The organism is Streptomyces sp. NRRL B-24484, assembly GCF_000717715.1.
GTDB lineage: Bacteria > Actinomycetota > Actinomycetes > Streptomycetales > Streptomycetaceae > Kitasatospora.
Window position 1 is genome coordinate 1 of sequence record NZ_JOAI01000036.1, and the last position, 15,074, is coordinate 15,074.

Consider the following 15,074-nt stretch of genomic DNA (forward strand, 5'->3'; position numbering starts at 1 on the left):
TGGATCTCGAAGGGCTCCCCGATGATGTCGCCCACCGTCATCCGCGGGTTCAGCGAGGTGTACGGGTCCTGGAACACCATCTGGATGTTGCGGCGGACGGCCTTGAGGGCCGCGCCGGACAGCCGGGAGATGTCCTCGCCCTTGTAGAGCACCTGGCCGGAGGTGGCCCGCTCCAGGTTCATCAGGACCTTGGCGAGCGTCGACTTGCCGCAGCCGGACTCGCCGACGATGCCGAGGGTCTCGCCCCTGTGCAGGTCGAAGGAGACGCCGTCGACGGCCTTGACCGCGCCGACCTGCTTCTTGAAGAGGATGCCCTGGTGGAGCGGGTAGTGCTTGACCATGTCCTTGACCTCCAGGATGGGCTCAGCCATGGAGGGTCTCCTTCCAGAGGTGGCAGGCGCTGCGGCGGCCGTCGAGCTCCGCGCCGTCCTTGTCGAGCACCTGGTGCAGCACCGGGACGTCGGTGCGGCACAGGTCGGTGGCCGCGTCGCAGCGCGGGTTGAACGCGCAGCCGGACGGCACCTTGAAGAGGTTCGGCGGCAGGCCCTTGATGGCGTACAGGTCCTCGCCCTTCTGGTCCAGTCGCGGGATCGACCGGAGCAGGCCCTTGGTGTAGGGGTGGGCGGGGTTCTTGTACAGCTCGTGGACGGGCGCCGTCTCGACGATCCGGCCGGCGTACATCACGGCGATCTTGTCGGCCACGTCGGCGACCACGCCGAGGTCGTGGGTGATCAGGATCAGGCCCATGTTGTGGAGGCGCCCTCGTGCACGCGGAACATCTCGCCGAGCTGGTAGCCGACGGAGAGCACCGGGTTCAGCGAGGAGAGCGCGTCCTGGAAGATCATGGCGATCTTGCGGCCGCGGATCCTCCGGCGCTGCTCCTCCTTCATGGCGAGCATGTCCTCGCCGCGGAAGAGGATACGGCCCTGGGTGATCCGGCCGGGGGGCATGTCGAGGATGCCCATGATCGTCTGGGCGGTCACCGACTTGCCGGAGCCGGACTCGCCGAGCACGGCGAGGGTCTCGCCGGCGGCGACGGAGTAGTTCACGCCGTTGACGGCCTTGGCGACGCCGTCGCGGGTGCGGAACTCGACGTGGAGGTCGCGGACCTCCAGCAGCGGCGTGCCCACGGCGAGCCGGTCGGTCTGCTTGGTCTCGGTGGCGGTGGTCATCCGATCGTCACCCTCTCTCAGCGCAGCTTCGGGTCGAGGGCGTCGCGGACCGCGTCGCCGACCATGATGAAGGCCAGCACCGTGACGCTCAGCGCCGCGGCCGGGAAGAGCAGCACGTGCGGCGCCTCCAGGAAGCGGTTCGAGGCGTCACTGATCATCAGGCCCCAGGAGATCTGCGGGGGCTGCACGCCGATGCCGAGGTAGGACAGCGCGGCCTCGGCGCCGATGTACACGCCCAGGCTGATCGCGGAGACCACGATGACCGGGGCGACGGCGTTCGGCATGATGTGCCGGAAGGTGATCCGCAGGTTGCCGGCGCCGAGCGCCTTGGCGGCCACCACGTAGTCGTTGTGCTTGTTGGCGATCACCGAGGCGCGCATGATCCGGAAGATCTGCGGCCAGCCGAGGGCGGCCAGCACCATCGACACCGACAGCACGTTGCCGGAGCCCCAGAACGACATGATCAGCATGCCGCCGAGCAGCGACGGGACCGCGAAGAAGATCTCGGTGAAGCGGGACAGCACGCTGTCGAGCACACCGCCGACCCAGCCGGCCAGCAGGCCGAGCAGGCAGCCGACGACGGTCACCAGGGTGGTGGTCAGCACGCCGACCACGATGGAGTTGCGGGCCGACCACACCGTGCGGGTGTAGACGTCGCAGCCCTGCACGTCGAAGCCGAACCAGTGGTCGGCGCTGGGCCGCTTCAGCGAGTCCGCGAGGTCGCAGGCGTCGTTGGCGAACGGGCTGCCGCTGGTGAACAGTTGCGGGACGGCCGAGACGATCAGCAGCAGCAGCACCAGGGTCGCGCCGATCACGAAGACCGGGTTGCGGCGCAGGTCGCGCAGGGCGTCGCTCCACAGGCTGGCGACGCGCTCCGGCTTCTGCTTCGGCTCCTGCCCGCCGGCCGCGGCGGCGCTGCCGCTCGGGGCCTCGGGGTCGACGACGATCGTGTCACTCATAGCGGATCCTCGGGTCGAGCACGGCGTACAGCAGGTCCACGAGCAGGTTGGCGACCAGGTAGACCAGCACCAGCAGGGTCACCACACCGACGATGACCACGCCCTGCTTGTTGTAGATGGACTGCGCGAGCAGGCCGCCCACCCCGTGGATGTTGAAGAGCTTCTCGGTGATGACCGCACCGCCCATGAGCGCGCCGAGGTCGGCGCCGAGGAAGGTGACGATCGGGATCAGGGCGTTGCGCAGCGCGTGGCGGCCGATGACCCGGCGGCGGCTGAGGCCCTTGGCGACGGCGGTGCGCACGTAGTCGGCGCGCATGGTCTCCATCAGGCTGGTGCGGGTCAGCCGGGCGACGTACGCCAGCGAGGTGGAGGCGAGCACGAGGGCCGGCAGCAGGTAGGCGCGCAGGCCGTCCTCCTCCCGGAAGGAGACCGGGAAGAAGTCGATGCCGTAGTCGTTGCGCAGCTTGACGCCGAGCAGCAGCTGGAGTGCGGAGCCGAGCACGAACACCGGGACGGAGATGACCAGCAGGGTGGAGATCAGCACCAGTTGGTCGAGGAACTTGCCCCGGCGCAGGGCCGCCAGCACGCCCGCGGACACACCGATCACGGCCTCGATCGCGAAGGCGACCAGGGCCAGGTTGACGGTGTACGGGAGCGCCTCGCTGATCATGTCGATGACCGCGCGACCTCGCATGTCCTCACCGAGGTTGCCGGTGAAGACCCCGCTGATGTAGTGCCAGTACTGCACCAGGAACGGGTCGTTGAGGTGGTACTTCTCGCGGATCAGCGCGGCGACCAGCGGGTCGGGGCGCTTCTCGCCGGAGAGCGCCTGCACCGGGTCGCCGGGCAGCGCGTTCACCAGGTAGTAGATCAGAAGCGTCGCGCCGAGCAGTACAGGGATCGCCTGTATCAGTCGGCGGATGACATAGCGGCCCATCAGACCTCCACACTTTCGGGCAAGGAAGGAGGCGGCCGGCCGGGTCCGTGGACCCGGCCGCCCGCCCCCGGTCGTCTGCTACCGGGTCAGCCGGCGAGCTCGACGTTGGCCAGGTCCATGCGGCCGAAGGCGTCGGTGTCGACGTTCTTCACGGACTTGGTGTACGCGGCGGAGGACATGTTGGTGTACACGGGGATGTACGGCAGGTCCTGGACGAGGACGTCGTCGGCCTGCTGGTACAGCTTCAGGCCCTCCTCCTGGGTCTTCGCCTGGTCGGCCTGGGAGAGCAGGCTCTCGAACTTGTCGTTGACGTAACCGCCGTAGTTCGAGCCCTGGTCGATGGCGACCTTGGAGAAGATCGGGCGCAGGTAGTTCTCGGCGGACGGGTAGTCCATCGACCAGCCCATGCGGAAGGCGCCGGAGTACTGCTTCTCGCCGAGCGAGTCGAGCAGCTTGCCGAACTTCTCGAACGGCTTGGCGGTGACCTCGACGCCGAGGTTCTTCTTCAGCTGGTTGGCGACGGCCTCGATCCACTCCTTGTGGCCGCCGTCGGCGTTGTAGCCCAGCTCGATGGTGTTGTTCGGGACACCGCCGGCCTGGGTGAAGAGCTCCTTGGCCTTGGCCGGGTTGTAGGTGCCCGACTCGCCCAGGGCGCCCTTGCGGTAGCCGGCCACCAGCGGGCTGATGAAGTCGTCGGCCGGGACGCGGCTGCCGTTGAAGATGGTCTTGCTGATGGCCTCGCGGTCGATGGCCATCGAGATCGCCTTGCGGATCTCCGGCTTGCCGTAGGTGGCCGGGTTGGTGGCGATCGGGAAGCCGATGTAGCCGACGCCGGACTCCGGCTTGTAGATGTAGCGGTCGCCGAACTCCGACTTCACCGAGGACATCGCCGAGGTGGGCAGCTTGTCGGTGATCTGGATCGCGTCGGTGCGCAGGTCGTTGTAGGCGGTGTCCAGGCTGTCGTAGATCTTGAAGGTGACGCCCTGGAGCTTGGCCTTGCCGTCCGCAGCCGGGAAGGCGTCGTAGCGCTTCACCTTGATCTGCTTGTTGTGCTCCCAGGAACCGTCCATCTGGAACGGGCCGTTGCCGACCGGCTTCTCGCCGAAGGCCTTGGGGTCGGTGAAGAACGCCTTGGGCAGCGGGTAGAACGCGGTGTAGCCCAGCATGGTCTTGAACTGGGAGAACGGTGCGTTCAGGGTGACGGTGAAGGTCTTGTCGTCGATGACCTTCAGGCCCTTGAGCTCCTTGGCGGTGGGCTTCTTGTCCTTGCCCGGGGCGAGCTCCTCGGAGCCCTCGATCTTGGCGAAGAAGGGCAGGCCCTCCTGCGCGTTGTCCTGGTTGGCGCCGTAGTTCCAGGCGTCCACGAAGGACTGGGCGGTGACCTTCTCGCCGTTGTGGAAGGTGTAGCCGTCCTTCAGCTTGATCGTCCAGACCTTGCTGTCGGTGGAGTCGATGGACTCGGCCACGCGGAGCTTGGGCTCGCTGGTCTTGACGTCGTAGTCGACCAGACCCGCGAAGAGGGCGTTCAGCACCTCGGCACCCTCGGACTCGGCCGTGTTGGTCGGGACCAGGCCGTGCTGCGGCTCGCCGAGCTGGACGGCGATCGAGCCGCCGTCCTTGGCAGCGGCCTTGTCGCTGCTCTTGCCGGACGTGCTGCACGCGGTCGCCGCGAGGGCGACTGCGGTGGCCGCGACGATCCACTTGGCCGGGGTTGCTCCGCGCATGGGGGGATGCCTCCTGATGTGGTTTCAACGCGGAGGCACCACAGGGGGAACGGCCGGCGGCTACGTCGCGGCCATGAGGTGCCTCCTCGCCCGAGGCTTCGGCGCGCACCCCTGCGCGTGACCCGTGACCCGAGCTCGACTGTCCCACTATCGGACACTCCGAGATGTGGATCTGACCATTAGCGATCTCAATTTGGTCACATGCGCGATGAATTGGTTTCGCAAATTGGACATCTGGGGCATACCCAACCGGCATCAAACGGACAGTCGTCCTGCATGACGGTCGGTCGCGCACGATTACCGGACGCCGTCCGCTCTCCGGATACCGGACGTCCGGCCCGGCCGGAGGGCGAACGAACGGCCGGCCCCCGCCCCCCGGAGGGGGTGGAGGCCGGCCGTCGGATGCCGTACTGCGGGCGTCAGCCCTTCTTGGCGCGCGAGGCCGTGCGGCCACGGTCCTTGGCGTCCAGGACGACCTTGCGGATGCGCACGGTCTCCGGGGTCACCTCGATGCACTCGTCCTCGCGGCAGAACTCCAGCGACTGCTCCAGCGAGAGCTTGCGCGGCGGAACGATCGACTCGGCGACGTCGGCGTTCGAGGACCGCATGTTGGTGAGCTTCTTCTCCTTGGTGATGTTCACGTCCATGTCGTCGGAGCGCGAGTTCTCACCGACGATCATGCCCTCGTACACCTCGGTGCCCGGGTCGCAGAACAGCACGCCGCGCTCCTGCAGGTTGGTCATCGCGAAGGCGGTGACCACACCGGAACGGTCGGCGACCAGGGAGCCGTTGTTGCGGGTCGTCAGGGCGCCGAACCACGGCTCGTAGCCCTCGTGGATCGAGTGCGCGATGCCGGTGCCGCGGGTGTTGGTGAGGAACTCCGTCCGGAAGCCGATCAGGCCGCGGGACGGCACCACGAACTCCATGCGGACCCAGCCCGAGCCGTGGTTGGACATGTTGTCCATCCGGCCCTTGCGGATGCCCATGAGCTGGGTGACGGCACCCATGTGCTCCTCGGGCACGTCCACGGTGAGGCGCTCGACCGGCTCGTGGGTCTTGCCGTTGACCTCGCGGGTGACCACCTGCGGCTTGCCGACGGTCAGCTCGAAGCCCTCGCGGCGCATGGTCTCGATGAGGATGGCCAGCGCCAGCTCACCGCGGCCCTGCACCTCCCAGGCGTCCGGGCGCTCGGTGTCCAGCACGCGCAGCGACACGTTGCCGATGAGCTCGCGGTCCAGGCGGTCCTTCACCTGGCGGGCGGTGACCTTGCGGTCGACCTTGCCGCCGGACTTGGCGTCCGCACCCTTGCCGGAGCCGCCCTTGCCGACCAGCGGCGAGGTGTTGGTGCCGATGGTCATCGAGATGGCCGGCTCGTCCACCGTGATCAGCGGCAGGGCGATCGGGTTCTCGGTGTCGGCCAGGGTCTCGCCGATCATGATCTCGGAAATGCCGGCGACGGCGCAGATGTCGCCCGGGCCGGCCACCTCGGCCGGCTTGCGGGTGAGCGCCTCGGTCATCAGCAGCTCGGAGATGCGGACGTTCTGGATCGAGCCGTCGCGCTTGATCCAGGCCACCGTCTGGCCCTTGCGGAGCTCGCCCTGCTCGACGCGGAGCAGCGCGATGCGGCCGAGGAAGTTGTCGGCGTCCAGGTTGGTGACGTGCGCCTGCAGCGGGGCGTCCTCGTCGTAGGTCGGCGCCGGGACGTGCTCCAGGATGGTGGAGAAGAACGGCTCCAGGCTGGTGGAGTCGGCCGGGACGGTGCCGTTCTCCGGCTTGGTCAGCGAGGCGACGCCGTCACGGGCGCAGGCGTAGACGATCGGGAACTCGATCTGGTCCTCGTCCGCGTCCAGGTCCAGGAACAGGTCGTAGGTCTCGTTGATGACCTCGTCGATCCGGGCGTCCGGACGGTCGGTCTTGTTGATGCAGAGGATGACGGGCAGCCGCGCGGTGAGCGCCTTGCGGAGCACGAAGCGGGTCTGCGGCAGCGGGCCCTCGGAGGCGTCGACCAGCAGGACGACCGCGTCCACCATCGACAGACCGCGCTCGACCTCGCCACCGAAGTCGGCGTGGCCCGGGGTGTCGATGATGTTGATGGTGATCGGCGCGCCACCGTCCTTGGGGTGGTACTTGACCGCGGTGTTCTTCGCGAGAATGGTGATGCCCTTCTCGCGCTCCAGGTCGTTGGAGTCCATCATGCGGTCGTCGAGGTGCTGGTGGGCGGCGAAGGCGCCGGCCTGCTTCAGCATGGCGTCGACCAGGGTGGTCTTGCCGTGGTCGACGTGGGCGACGATGGCGACGTTACGGATGTCGTTGCGCGTGGGCATGCGGAGCGGATTCTCCCGGTTCGTGGGTTTCGGCGCCCGGCTGCGTGACGCCGACTTGCGATCCCTGTCGATCGCGGCCGCCCGTTCCGCCTGCTACTACCGGTCCACCCGCCGGGCACACCATGCCACGGCTCCTCCTATGGTACGGGGATTCGTGTCAAGGGCCGAAACGGCGGGTGGCACCGGGTGCAAGATCACATCGCGCCGCCGGACCGGGCGTACCCGTCCGGTGGCCCTCCCGGGTCAGTCCTGCCGGAAGCCGACGTCCTGGTAGCGCGGGGTGGTGAAGCCGTACGCGCCGGCCCCGGCGACCCCGTTGCGGACGGCCACCAGGTCGGGTCGGCGGTAGAGCGGGACGACGTCGGCGAGCTGCCAGAGCCGGGCGTCGGCCTGCTGGAGCAGGTCCTGCCGGGCGGCGGGGTCGAGTTCGGCGGCGGAGCGGTCCAGCAGCCGGTCGATCTCGGCGGTGCCGCCGCGGCCGTAGTTGCGGCCGACCACCGGCAGGCCGTCCGGGCCGGGCTGCGGCTTGGCGTACAGCGGCCGGGTGTCGGAGGGGTAGGCGCTGGCGGGCCAGGAGAACAGGGCGAGGTCGAAGTCGCCCTTGGCGAGGTGGTCGGTGACGAAGGTGTCCGCGGGGACGGGCTCGGCGGTGACCGCGACGCCGGCCGCGGCGAGGTCCGCGGTGAGCGCGTCCGCGGTGCGGCGGGCGGTGGTGGAGCCGTCCGGGATGAGCAGGGTGAGGGCGAGCGCCTTGCCGTCCTTGCTGCGGGTGCCGTCCGAGGAGACCCAGCCGGCCTTGTCGAGCAGGGTGCCGGGGGCGGCCGTGCCGAGTGCCCGGCTGTTGTCGCGGTAGCCGTCCTGGCCGGCCACCAGCAGGTGGTTGCCGAGCGGGACGACGCCGAGGCCGAGCGGGCCGAGGGCGGCGGTGGCGACCTTCTGCCGGTCGACGGCGCGGGCGACGGCCTGCCGGACGGCGGTGTCGGCCAGCGGCCCGCGCGCGGTGTTCAGGGTGAGCTGGGTGAAGGCCGCGGCGGGTGCCCGGTGCAGGGTGAGGCCGGGCAGCGTCTCGGCCCGGTGCAGGGCGTGCGCGGAGGCCTCGACCATGGCGGCGGCGTCCGGCGGCGCGGCGGCGGTGGTGCCGTCCGGCACGGCCCGGTCGACGGAGCCGGTGACGGCGGCGATGTCGAGCCGGTCCCCGGCCAGGGCGTCCAGCCGGCCGGCGGTGGGCACGGCCAGGAAGTCGATCTCCTGGGCCTTCGCCGGGTCGCCCCACCAGCGGGGGTTGCGGGTGAGCACCGCGCGGCCGCCGTCCTTGTCCCAGCCGGTCAGCGCGAACGGTCCGGCCGAGGTGCGGAAGCCGCCGTCGAGCGGCTGGTTGAAGGCGTCGGCGGTGGCCGTCCGGGCCGCCGGGTACAGCGGGGAGAAGAGCGAGCGCCAGTCCGCGTACGGCTGCTTGAAGACCACCTTCACCTCGTGCGGGTCGCTGCCCTGCTCGACGGAGGCGATGGCGCCGTAGCCGGCCGGGCGATCGCTGCGGAAGGCCGGGTCGGCGCCGGACAGCGCCTTCCACTGGGCGGCGAAGTCGGCGGCCGACAGCGGCGAGCCGTCGCTCCACACCGCGGCGGGGTTGAGCCGGTAGGTGACGGTCTGCGGGCTGCGGCCGGCCGGCGTGGACTCGGCGCCGGCCAGGTAGTCCGGGTCGGGGGTGGCCCGGCCGCGGTCGTCCAGCCGGAACAGGCCGGGCAGCAGGGCGCGGGCGATCAGCTCGGAGTCGGCGTCCGCCGCGGGCTGGTAGACGTTCAGGGTGGCCGGGACGGCGTCGACCGCCCATCGCACGGTGCCGCCGTCGCGGGTGTGCGCGCGGTCGGCGGCCGTGACGTCGGAGACGGCGGGGCCGTCCGGGGAGCCGCCGGTGCAGCCGGCGAGCCCGGCGGCCAGGCAGAGGGCGGCGGCCGCGGCGGCGGCCCGGTCGGCGGCTCGGCTGGCGCGCATGCGCTCCTCCGTCGGGGTGTGGCCGGCCCGAGGAATCCGGGAGTGCCCCCAACGAAAGGCCATCGGCCGCGCCCGCCCCGCGGCGACACGGCGCCCGGGCGGACAGATCCACCCGGGCGGCGTAGGCGGCGGCCTCAGAGCGTCAGTTCGAACCAGACGATCTTGCCGTTGGGGGTGCGGCGGCTGCCCCAGCGCTCGGCCAGCAGGCTGACCAGCTGGAGGCCGCGCCCGCCCTCGTCGGTCTCCTGCGCGCGGCGCTGGCGGGGCTGCGCGTAGCCGTCGTCCCAGACCTCGCAGACCATCGTGCGGTCGCGCATCAGCCGCAGCCGGATCTCGCCGCGGCCGTGCCGCAGCGCGTTGGTGACCAGCTCGCTGACCAGCAGCTCGGTGGTGTCGACCAGCTCGTCGAGGCCGCGGTTGATCAGCCAGTCGCAGGAGTTCTCCCGGGCCCGGCCGACCGAGGTCGGCTCGGCGGGCAGCCGCCAGTCGCCGACCGAGCCGTCCGGCAGCGCCTCGACCTTGGCCATCAGCAGCGCGATGTCGTCCTCGCCGTGGTGCGGGATCAGCTCGTCCAGCACCTCGTCGCAGAGCTGCTCCAGGTGCTTGGAGCCGTGGGTGAGCGCGGCCCGGAAGGCCCGCAGGCCCTCGTCCAGCTGGTGCTTGCGGGACTCCACCAGGCCGTCGGTGTAGAGGCCGAGCACCGCGCCGTCCGGCAGCGTGATGGTGACCTCCTCGAAGGGCTCGCCGCCGACGCCGAGCGGCAGGCCCGGCGGCACGTCGAGCATCCGGGCCGGCTCGCCCGGGCTGAGCAGCGCGGGCGGCAGGTGGCCGGCGCTGGCGAAGGTGCAGCGCTGGGTGACGGCGTCGTACACGGCGTAGACGCAGGTCGCGAGGTAGACCTCGGCGCCGGAGGCGCCGGTGGCGTCGCCGTCGCCGAGGCCGCGGGCGATCTCGTCGAGGGCGCCGAGCACCTCGGCCGGGTCGAGGTCGAGCATGGCCAGGGTGCGCACCGCGGTCCGCAGCTGGCCCATGGCGACGGCGGCGCGCAGGCCGCGGCCCATGACGTCGCCGATCACCAGCGCGGTGCGGCTGCCGGGCAGCGGGATCACGTCGAACCAGTCGCCGCCGACCTCGGTGTTGTTGTTGCTGGGCAGGTAGCGGCGGGCGATCTCCAGGCCGGTGGCGGCCGGGTTGCCCGGGGGCAGCAGGCTGCGCTGGAGGATCAGCGCGCGCTCGTGCTCGCGCCGGTAGAGCCGGGCGTTGTCGACGCAGACCGCGGCGCGGGCGACCAGCTCCTCCGCGATGGCGACGTCCCGCGCGTCGAAGGGTTCGGAGCCGATCGCCCGGGAGAGCTGGACGAGGCCGAGCACCTGGTCACGGGCGACCAGCGGGACGACCAGGGTGGAGCGCAGCAGCGGGTCCGGGCCGGGCTGCGGGACGACGCTGCGGCCGGTGCGCAGGGCGCGGGCGTGCGGCGAGCGCGGCGGGTAGCAGAGGATCCCGCCGGCCTCGGCGACCGGGACGGCGGCCAGGCCCTCGCCGAGGACGGAGGCGGCGCCGCCGACGACGCTGGAGACCGCGACGCGGCGCAGTTCGCCGGAGCCGTCGAGCAGGCCGGGGCCGCCGGAGAGCGGGCCGGAGTCGCCGGAGAGCAGGGCGGTGTAGAGGTCGACGGTGGCGACGTCGCAGAACTGCGGGACGATCACGTCCAGGAGTTCCTTGGCGGTGGTCTCCAGGTCGAGGGTGGACCCGATGTGGGTGCTGGCCTCGTTGAGCAGGGCGAGGCTGCGGCGGACGCCGGCGGCCTCGCGTTCGGCGACGTGCCGGCTGGTGACGTCCTGCACCTGGCCGGCCACGCCGAGCGGGGCGCCGCCGGGGCCGTTCAGCCGGAACAGGGAGGCGGACCAGCGGCGGCGGCCGTCGCGGGTGCCGGCGGCCGGGACGCCGCCGTTGAAGCGCAGGTCGAGGATGGGCTCGCCGCCGGTCAGCACCTTGCGCAGGGCGACCTGGAGCCGCTCGGCCTCGCCGGGGGCGAAGAGCTCGGCGGGGGCGAGGCCGGGGAGGTCCTCGGGGTCGCGGCCGACGCAGGCCGCGAAGGCCGGGTTGACCCGCTGCAGCCGCAGGTCGGGGCCGAAGAGGAAGAAGCCGGTGGGCGTCTGGCCGAAGACCGCCTCGGAGGCGGCGAGGCCGTCCTCGACGGTGCGCAGCCGGCCGACGTCGACGGCGAGGCAGGTGGCGCCGGCGGCGGGGCCGCTGTCGACGGGCATCAGGTAGAGCTCGGCCAGGCCTTCGCCGCCCGCGGTGTCGCGGTACGGGGTGGTGCCCGTCCACTCCTCGCCGGCGAGGACGCGTTCCAGGCGGGCGCGGCCGCGCTGCCAGTGCTCGCGGGGGACGAGGGTGGTGATCGGGTCCGAGCCCAGGGCGTCGGCGGCGGGTACCCCGAAGAATTCGGCGGCCCGGCCGCTCCAGTGGCTGATCCGGCCGTCGGGGCCGATCGCGAAGGTGGCGACCCGCAGGTAGCCGTAGATCGAGCCGGGTTCGCCGGGGCCGCGACCGCCGGCGTCGCGGCGCGGGACGACGCCCTCGTCGTCGGGTGCGCCGGGCTGTCCGGGCACGGCGGCATGACCGCTGCTGCTCGGCGCCTGCGGCGCCGGAATGCTGTTCAACGGACCGACCCCTCCAACCAGTGCCCATCCGGATGTCGAGAAGACCGAGTATTCATCATCCGGGTGCGAGCGCACACGCCCCCGAGCATCACAACATCGAATCGGGGGAGGCCCGCGCGGTGCTCCTTACCCGGCCGTAGCTGTTCGAACCGGCCTGGCCTGCACGGATCGGGCGGTTCGGTCAAGAGCCGGGTCGGACATGGCTGCGTCGTGCACGGATCTGGCAGGATCGATCTGCCGGGTGGCTCGAAAACACCTGAGGATTCGGGCATTTCATCACATGACACATCATCAGCGCCAGCCCGTCGGAATGCCCGTTCCTGAGTGTTCCGCGACACGTCGCCCGGTGGTCACGGCGGGGTCGCCCGAGGCCCGCGGGGAGCGCGCGACCCGCCCTCCGAAATCGGAAAAGTCAGACTTTACGGTCCACCTGCCGGACGCCGCCGCCACCGTCCGCACCGGCGTGCCTGCGCGGTGCACGGCCACCGCGGGCGACCGCGCTACTCCTCCGAGTAGCCGCCCTCGGGGTCGTCGGGGGACAGCTCGAACCAGACGACCTTGCCCATGCCCTCGGCTCGCGCTCCCCAGCGCAGCGCGAGCCGGCGGACGAGCTCCAGACCGCGTCCGCCCTCGTCGGCCTCGGCGGCGTGCCGCTCGCGGGGCGGGTCGGGCAGCGGGTCGCTGATCTCCACCAGCAGCATCTCGCCGAGGGTCAGCCGGACGCCGATCGGTGCGCTGGCGTACCGGACGGAGTTGGTGACCAGCTCGCTGACCAGCAGCTCGGCGGTGTCGGTGAGGCGCTCGGCGCCCCACTCGGCGAGGGTGCCGCGGACGAGGCGGCGGGCCCGGGAGACGGCGGTCGGCTCGGCGGGCAGCGTCCAGCCGGCGGTGGGGGTGCCGGCCTCGCCGTGGCTGAGCCGGGCGAGCAGCAGGGCGACGTCGTCGGGCTCGCGGCCCTGCTCCATGGTGTCGAGCACGGCCTCGCAGGCCTGCTCGATGGAGGCGTAGGGCTGTTCCAGCACGCTGATCAGCCGGCCGAGGCCGACGTCGAGGTCCTTGTCCCGGGACTCCACCAGGCCGTCGGTGCACAGGGCGAGCAGGGTGCCCTCGGCCACGTCCAGCTCGACCGACTCGAAGGGCACGCCGCCGACGCCGAGCGGGGCGCCGGAGGGCAGGTCGAGGACCTGGCCGACACCGCCGGGCAGCGGGCCGCCGGCGGCCGGGGCCGGGCCGTCGCCGTCCTTGGGCACCACCAGGACGGGCGGGATGTGGCCGGCCTTGGTGACGGTCAGCCGCCGCCGGACGGGGTCGAAGACGGCGTACACGCAGGTCGCGAGCAGCGCCTCGTCGGGGCCCTGGGCGAGGTCGTCGGCCAGCTCGTGGACGTGCCGCAGCAGGATCTCGGGCGGCAGGTCGAGGGCGGCCAGCACGCGGACGGCGGTGCGCAGCCGGCCCATGGTGGCGGCGGCCCGCAGGCCGTGCCCCATGACGTCGCCGACCACCAGGGCGGTGCGGTCGCCGGGCAGCGGGATCACGTCGAACCAGTCGCCGCCGACCTCGGTGCCGCTGCTGCCGGGGACGTAGCGGTAGGCGACCTCGACGCCGGTGGGCTGCGGGACCTGCTGGGGCAGCAGGGTGCGCTGCAGGGTGAGGGCGGCGGTCCGCTCGCGGGCGTAGAGGCGGGCGTTGTCGAGGGAGCTGCCGGCCCGGTCGGCGAGTTCGACGGCGAAGGCGAGGTCGTCGCGGTCGAAGCCCTCGCGGTAGCCGGCCCGGCTGACCACCAGCAGGCCGATGACGATGCCGCGGGCGCGCAGCGGGACGACCAGCCGGGAGTGCACACCGAGCTCGTGCGCGGCCTGGGCCTTCGGGTCGCCGGGGTAGCTGAGGTCCTCGGCCTCCTCCTTGCCGCTGAGCAGTTCGGGGATGCCGGTGCGCAGCACCCGGCCGAAGGCGGACTCCTCGGTGAAGGTGATCCGGGCGCCGCGGCGGAGCATCACCTCGACCTCGGGGCCGTCCTGGACGGAGGCGGTGCCGAGCTGCAGCAGCGAGGTGCGGCGGTCGTGGCCGTGCCGGGGCAGGTCGTCGCCGTGCGCGACGGCCTGCAGCAGGATGACGGCGGAGTAGTCGGCGAGCCGGGGCACGACGGCGCCGGCGAGTTCCTGGGCGATCCGGGAGGCGTCGAGGAGGTCGCCGATGCGGGAGCCGAACTCGTTGAGCAGGGAGAGCCGGCGGCGGGCGTGCTCGACCTTGGAGACGGCCCGGTAGCGCTCGGTGACGTCCATGACGGTGCCGGAGATGCCGAGCACCCGGCCGGCCCGGTCGGTCATCCGGCTGTAGGAGATCGAGCGGAAGCCGGAGCGGGCGGTGACGGGGGCGGCGAGGGTGACGTCGATGACCGGTTCGCCGGTGGCGAGGACCTGCCGCTGGATGGCGGTGATCTCGTCGGCGGCCCGCTCGGGGAGGGTCTCGCCGGTGGTGCGGCCGACGTGCTCCTCCATCGGGACGCCGTTCATGTCGGCGAGGGTGCTGTTGACGGCGGTGTAGCGCAGCTCGGTGTCGAGGACGGCGATGCCGAGCGGGGACTGCTCGAAGAGCGCGTCGCGGACGGCGAGGTCGCGTTCGACGGCGGCGACGGTGCGGGCGTCGGCGAGCGCCACCTGCAGGAAGGGCGTGCCGTCGCCGTCGACGAGCAGTGAGATCCGCACCTCGACGGGGACGTTCACCCCGTCGCGGTCGGTGAGCCGGGTGATGCCGTGCCAGCTGCCGATCCGCAGCGTCTCCTGGATCGCCAGCCGGGCCTGGCCGACGAGCTCGGCGTCGCCGATCAGCTGGTCGATCCGCCGGCCGACCAGGAGTTCGCTGGGCCAGCCGAGCATCTCCTCGGCGGCGGGGCTCCAGAGCACCACCCGGCCGGAGGTGTCGAGGATCGCGATGGCGACCTTGACCACGTCGAAGAGGCTGCCGCGGGCCGGCTCGGCGACCTTGGCGCCGGCGGCGGGGGTGCCGGGGAACGGCAGGATCGGGCGGCCGCGGGGCGAGGCGGCAGGCGGGATGTCGCGGGGCTGCGGGCTCGGCCGGGTCTGCTCGGCGGGGCGGGTGCGGCCGCCGCGGCGCAGTCGGGCGCGGGCGGCGGCGCTGCCGGAGGTGCCGCCGGGCACGCCGGGGGCGGCCGTGCGCTGCGATCCGCGCCGGGGGAGGCGACGGGCCCGCCGCTCTCCCCCGCCGTTTCCCGTGGTCGACACCGACGGCGCCTCCGGCTCGTGGGCTGGACACCGCGGCCGGGGCCGGGTGCGGGAGGGG

Annotated in this window: 8 protein-coding genes and 1 pseudogene; all 9 read right to left on the reverse strand. The window is 72.1% G+C overall.

All coding sequences use genetic code 11. The features are described 5' to 3' along the window. On the reverse strand, nucleotides 1-371 hold a 371-nt coding region (locus tag IE98_RS0127650), incomplete at its 3' end, for an ATP-binding cassette domain-containing protein (RefSeq protein WP_030273523.1). Then, a pseudogene (locus IE98_RS43180) lies at nucleotides 364-1,172 on the reverse strand (ABC transporter ATP-binding protein). The gene IE98_RS0127650 and the pseudogene IE98_RS43180, both read right to left, overlap by 8 nt. Nucleotides 1,173-1,189: 17 nt before the next feature. Beyond that, the gene (locus IE98_RS0127660) at nucleotides 1,190-2,131 is read right to left on the reverse strand and encodes an ABC transporter permease (protein WP_030273525.1); all 942 of its coding nucleotides are present in this window, start codon (nucleotides 2,129-2,131) and stop codon (nucleotides 1,190-1,192) included. Then, nucleotides 2,124-3,068, reverse strand: coding sequence for an ABC transporter permease (locus IE98_RS0127665; protein ID WP_030273527.1), 945 nt, complete (start codon nucleotides 3,066-3,068; stop codon nucleotides 2,124-2,126). Before IE98_RS0127665 ends, IE98_RS0127660 begins: the two co-directional genes overlap by 8 nt. Nucleotides 3,069-3,154: 86 nt before the next feature. Beyond that, nucleotides 3,155-4,792 carry a peptide ABC transporter substrate-binding protein gene (locus IE98_RS0127670; RefSeq protein ID WP_030273528.1) on the reverse strand — a complete coding sequence of 546 codons (1,638 nt, stop codon included), beginning with the start codon at nucleotides 4,790-4,792 and terminating at the stop codon, nucleotides 3,155-3,157. A gap of 419 nt (nucleotides 4,793-5,211) precedes the next feature. Further along, nucleotides 5,212-7,116 (reverse strand): translational GTPase TypA, encoded by a 1,905-nt coding sequence (typA, locus tag IE98_RS0127675; protein WP_030273531.1) that lies wholly within the window; start codon nucleotides 7,114-7,116, stop codon nucleotides 5,212-5,214. 243 nt (nucleotides 7,117-7,359) lie between these two features. After that, complete coding sequence (locus IE98_RS0127680; RefSeq protein ID WP_030273533.1) at nucleotides 7,360-9,108, reverse strand: ABC transporter family substrate-binding protein; 1,749 nt, start codon at nucleotides 9,106-9,108, stop codon at nucleotides 7,360-7,362. A gap of 134 nt (nucleotides 9,109-9,242) precedes the next feature. After that, nucleotides 9,243-11,774 carry a SpoIIE family protein phosphatase gene (locus IE98_RS0127685; protein ID WP_420706224.1) on the reverse strand — a complete coding sequence of 844 codons (2,532 nt, stop codon included), beginning with the start codon at nucleotides 11,772-11,774 and terminating at the stop codon, nucleotides 9,243-9,245. Nucleotides 11,775-12,274: 500 nt separating this feature from the next. Next, nucleotides 12,275-15,016 (reverse strand): SpoIIE family protein phosphatase, encoded by a 2,742-nt coding sequence (locus IE98_RS0127690; RefSeq protein WP_052391049.1) that lies wholly within the window; start codon nucleotides 15,014-15,016, stop codon nucleotides 12,275-12,277. Between the last annotated feature and the right edge of the window lie 58 nt (nucleotides 15,017-15,074).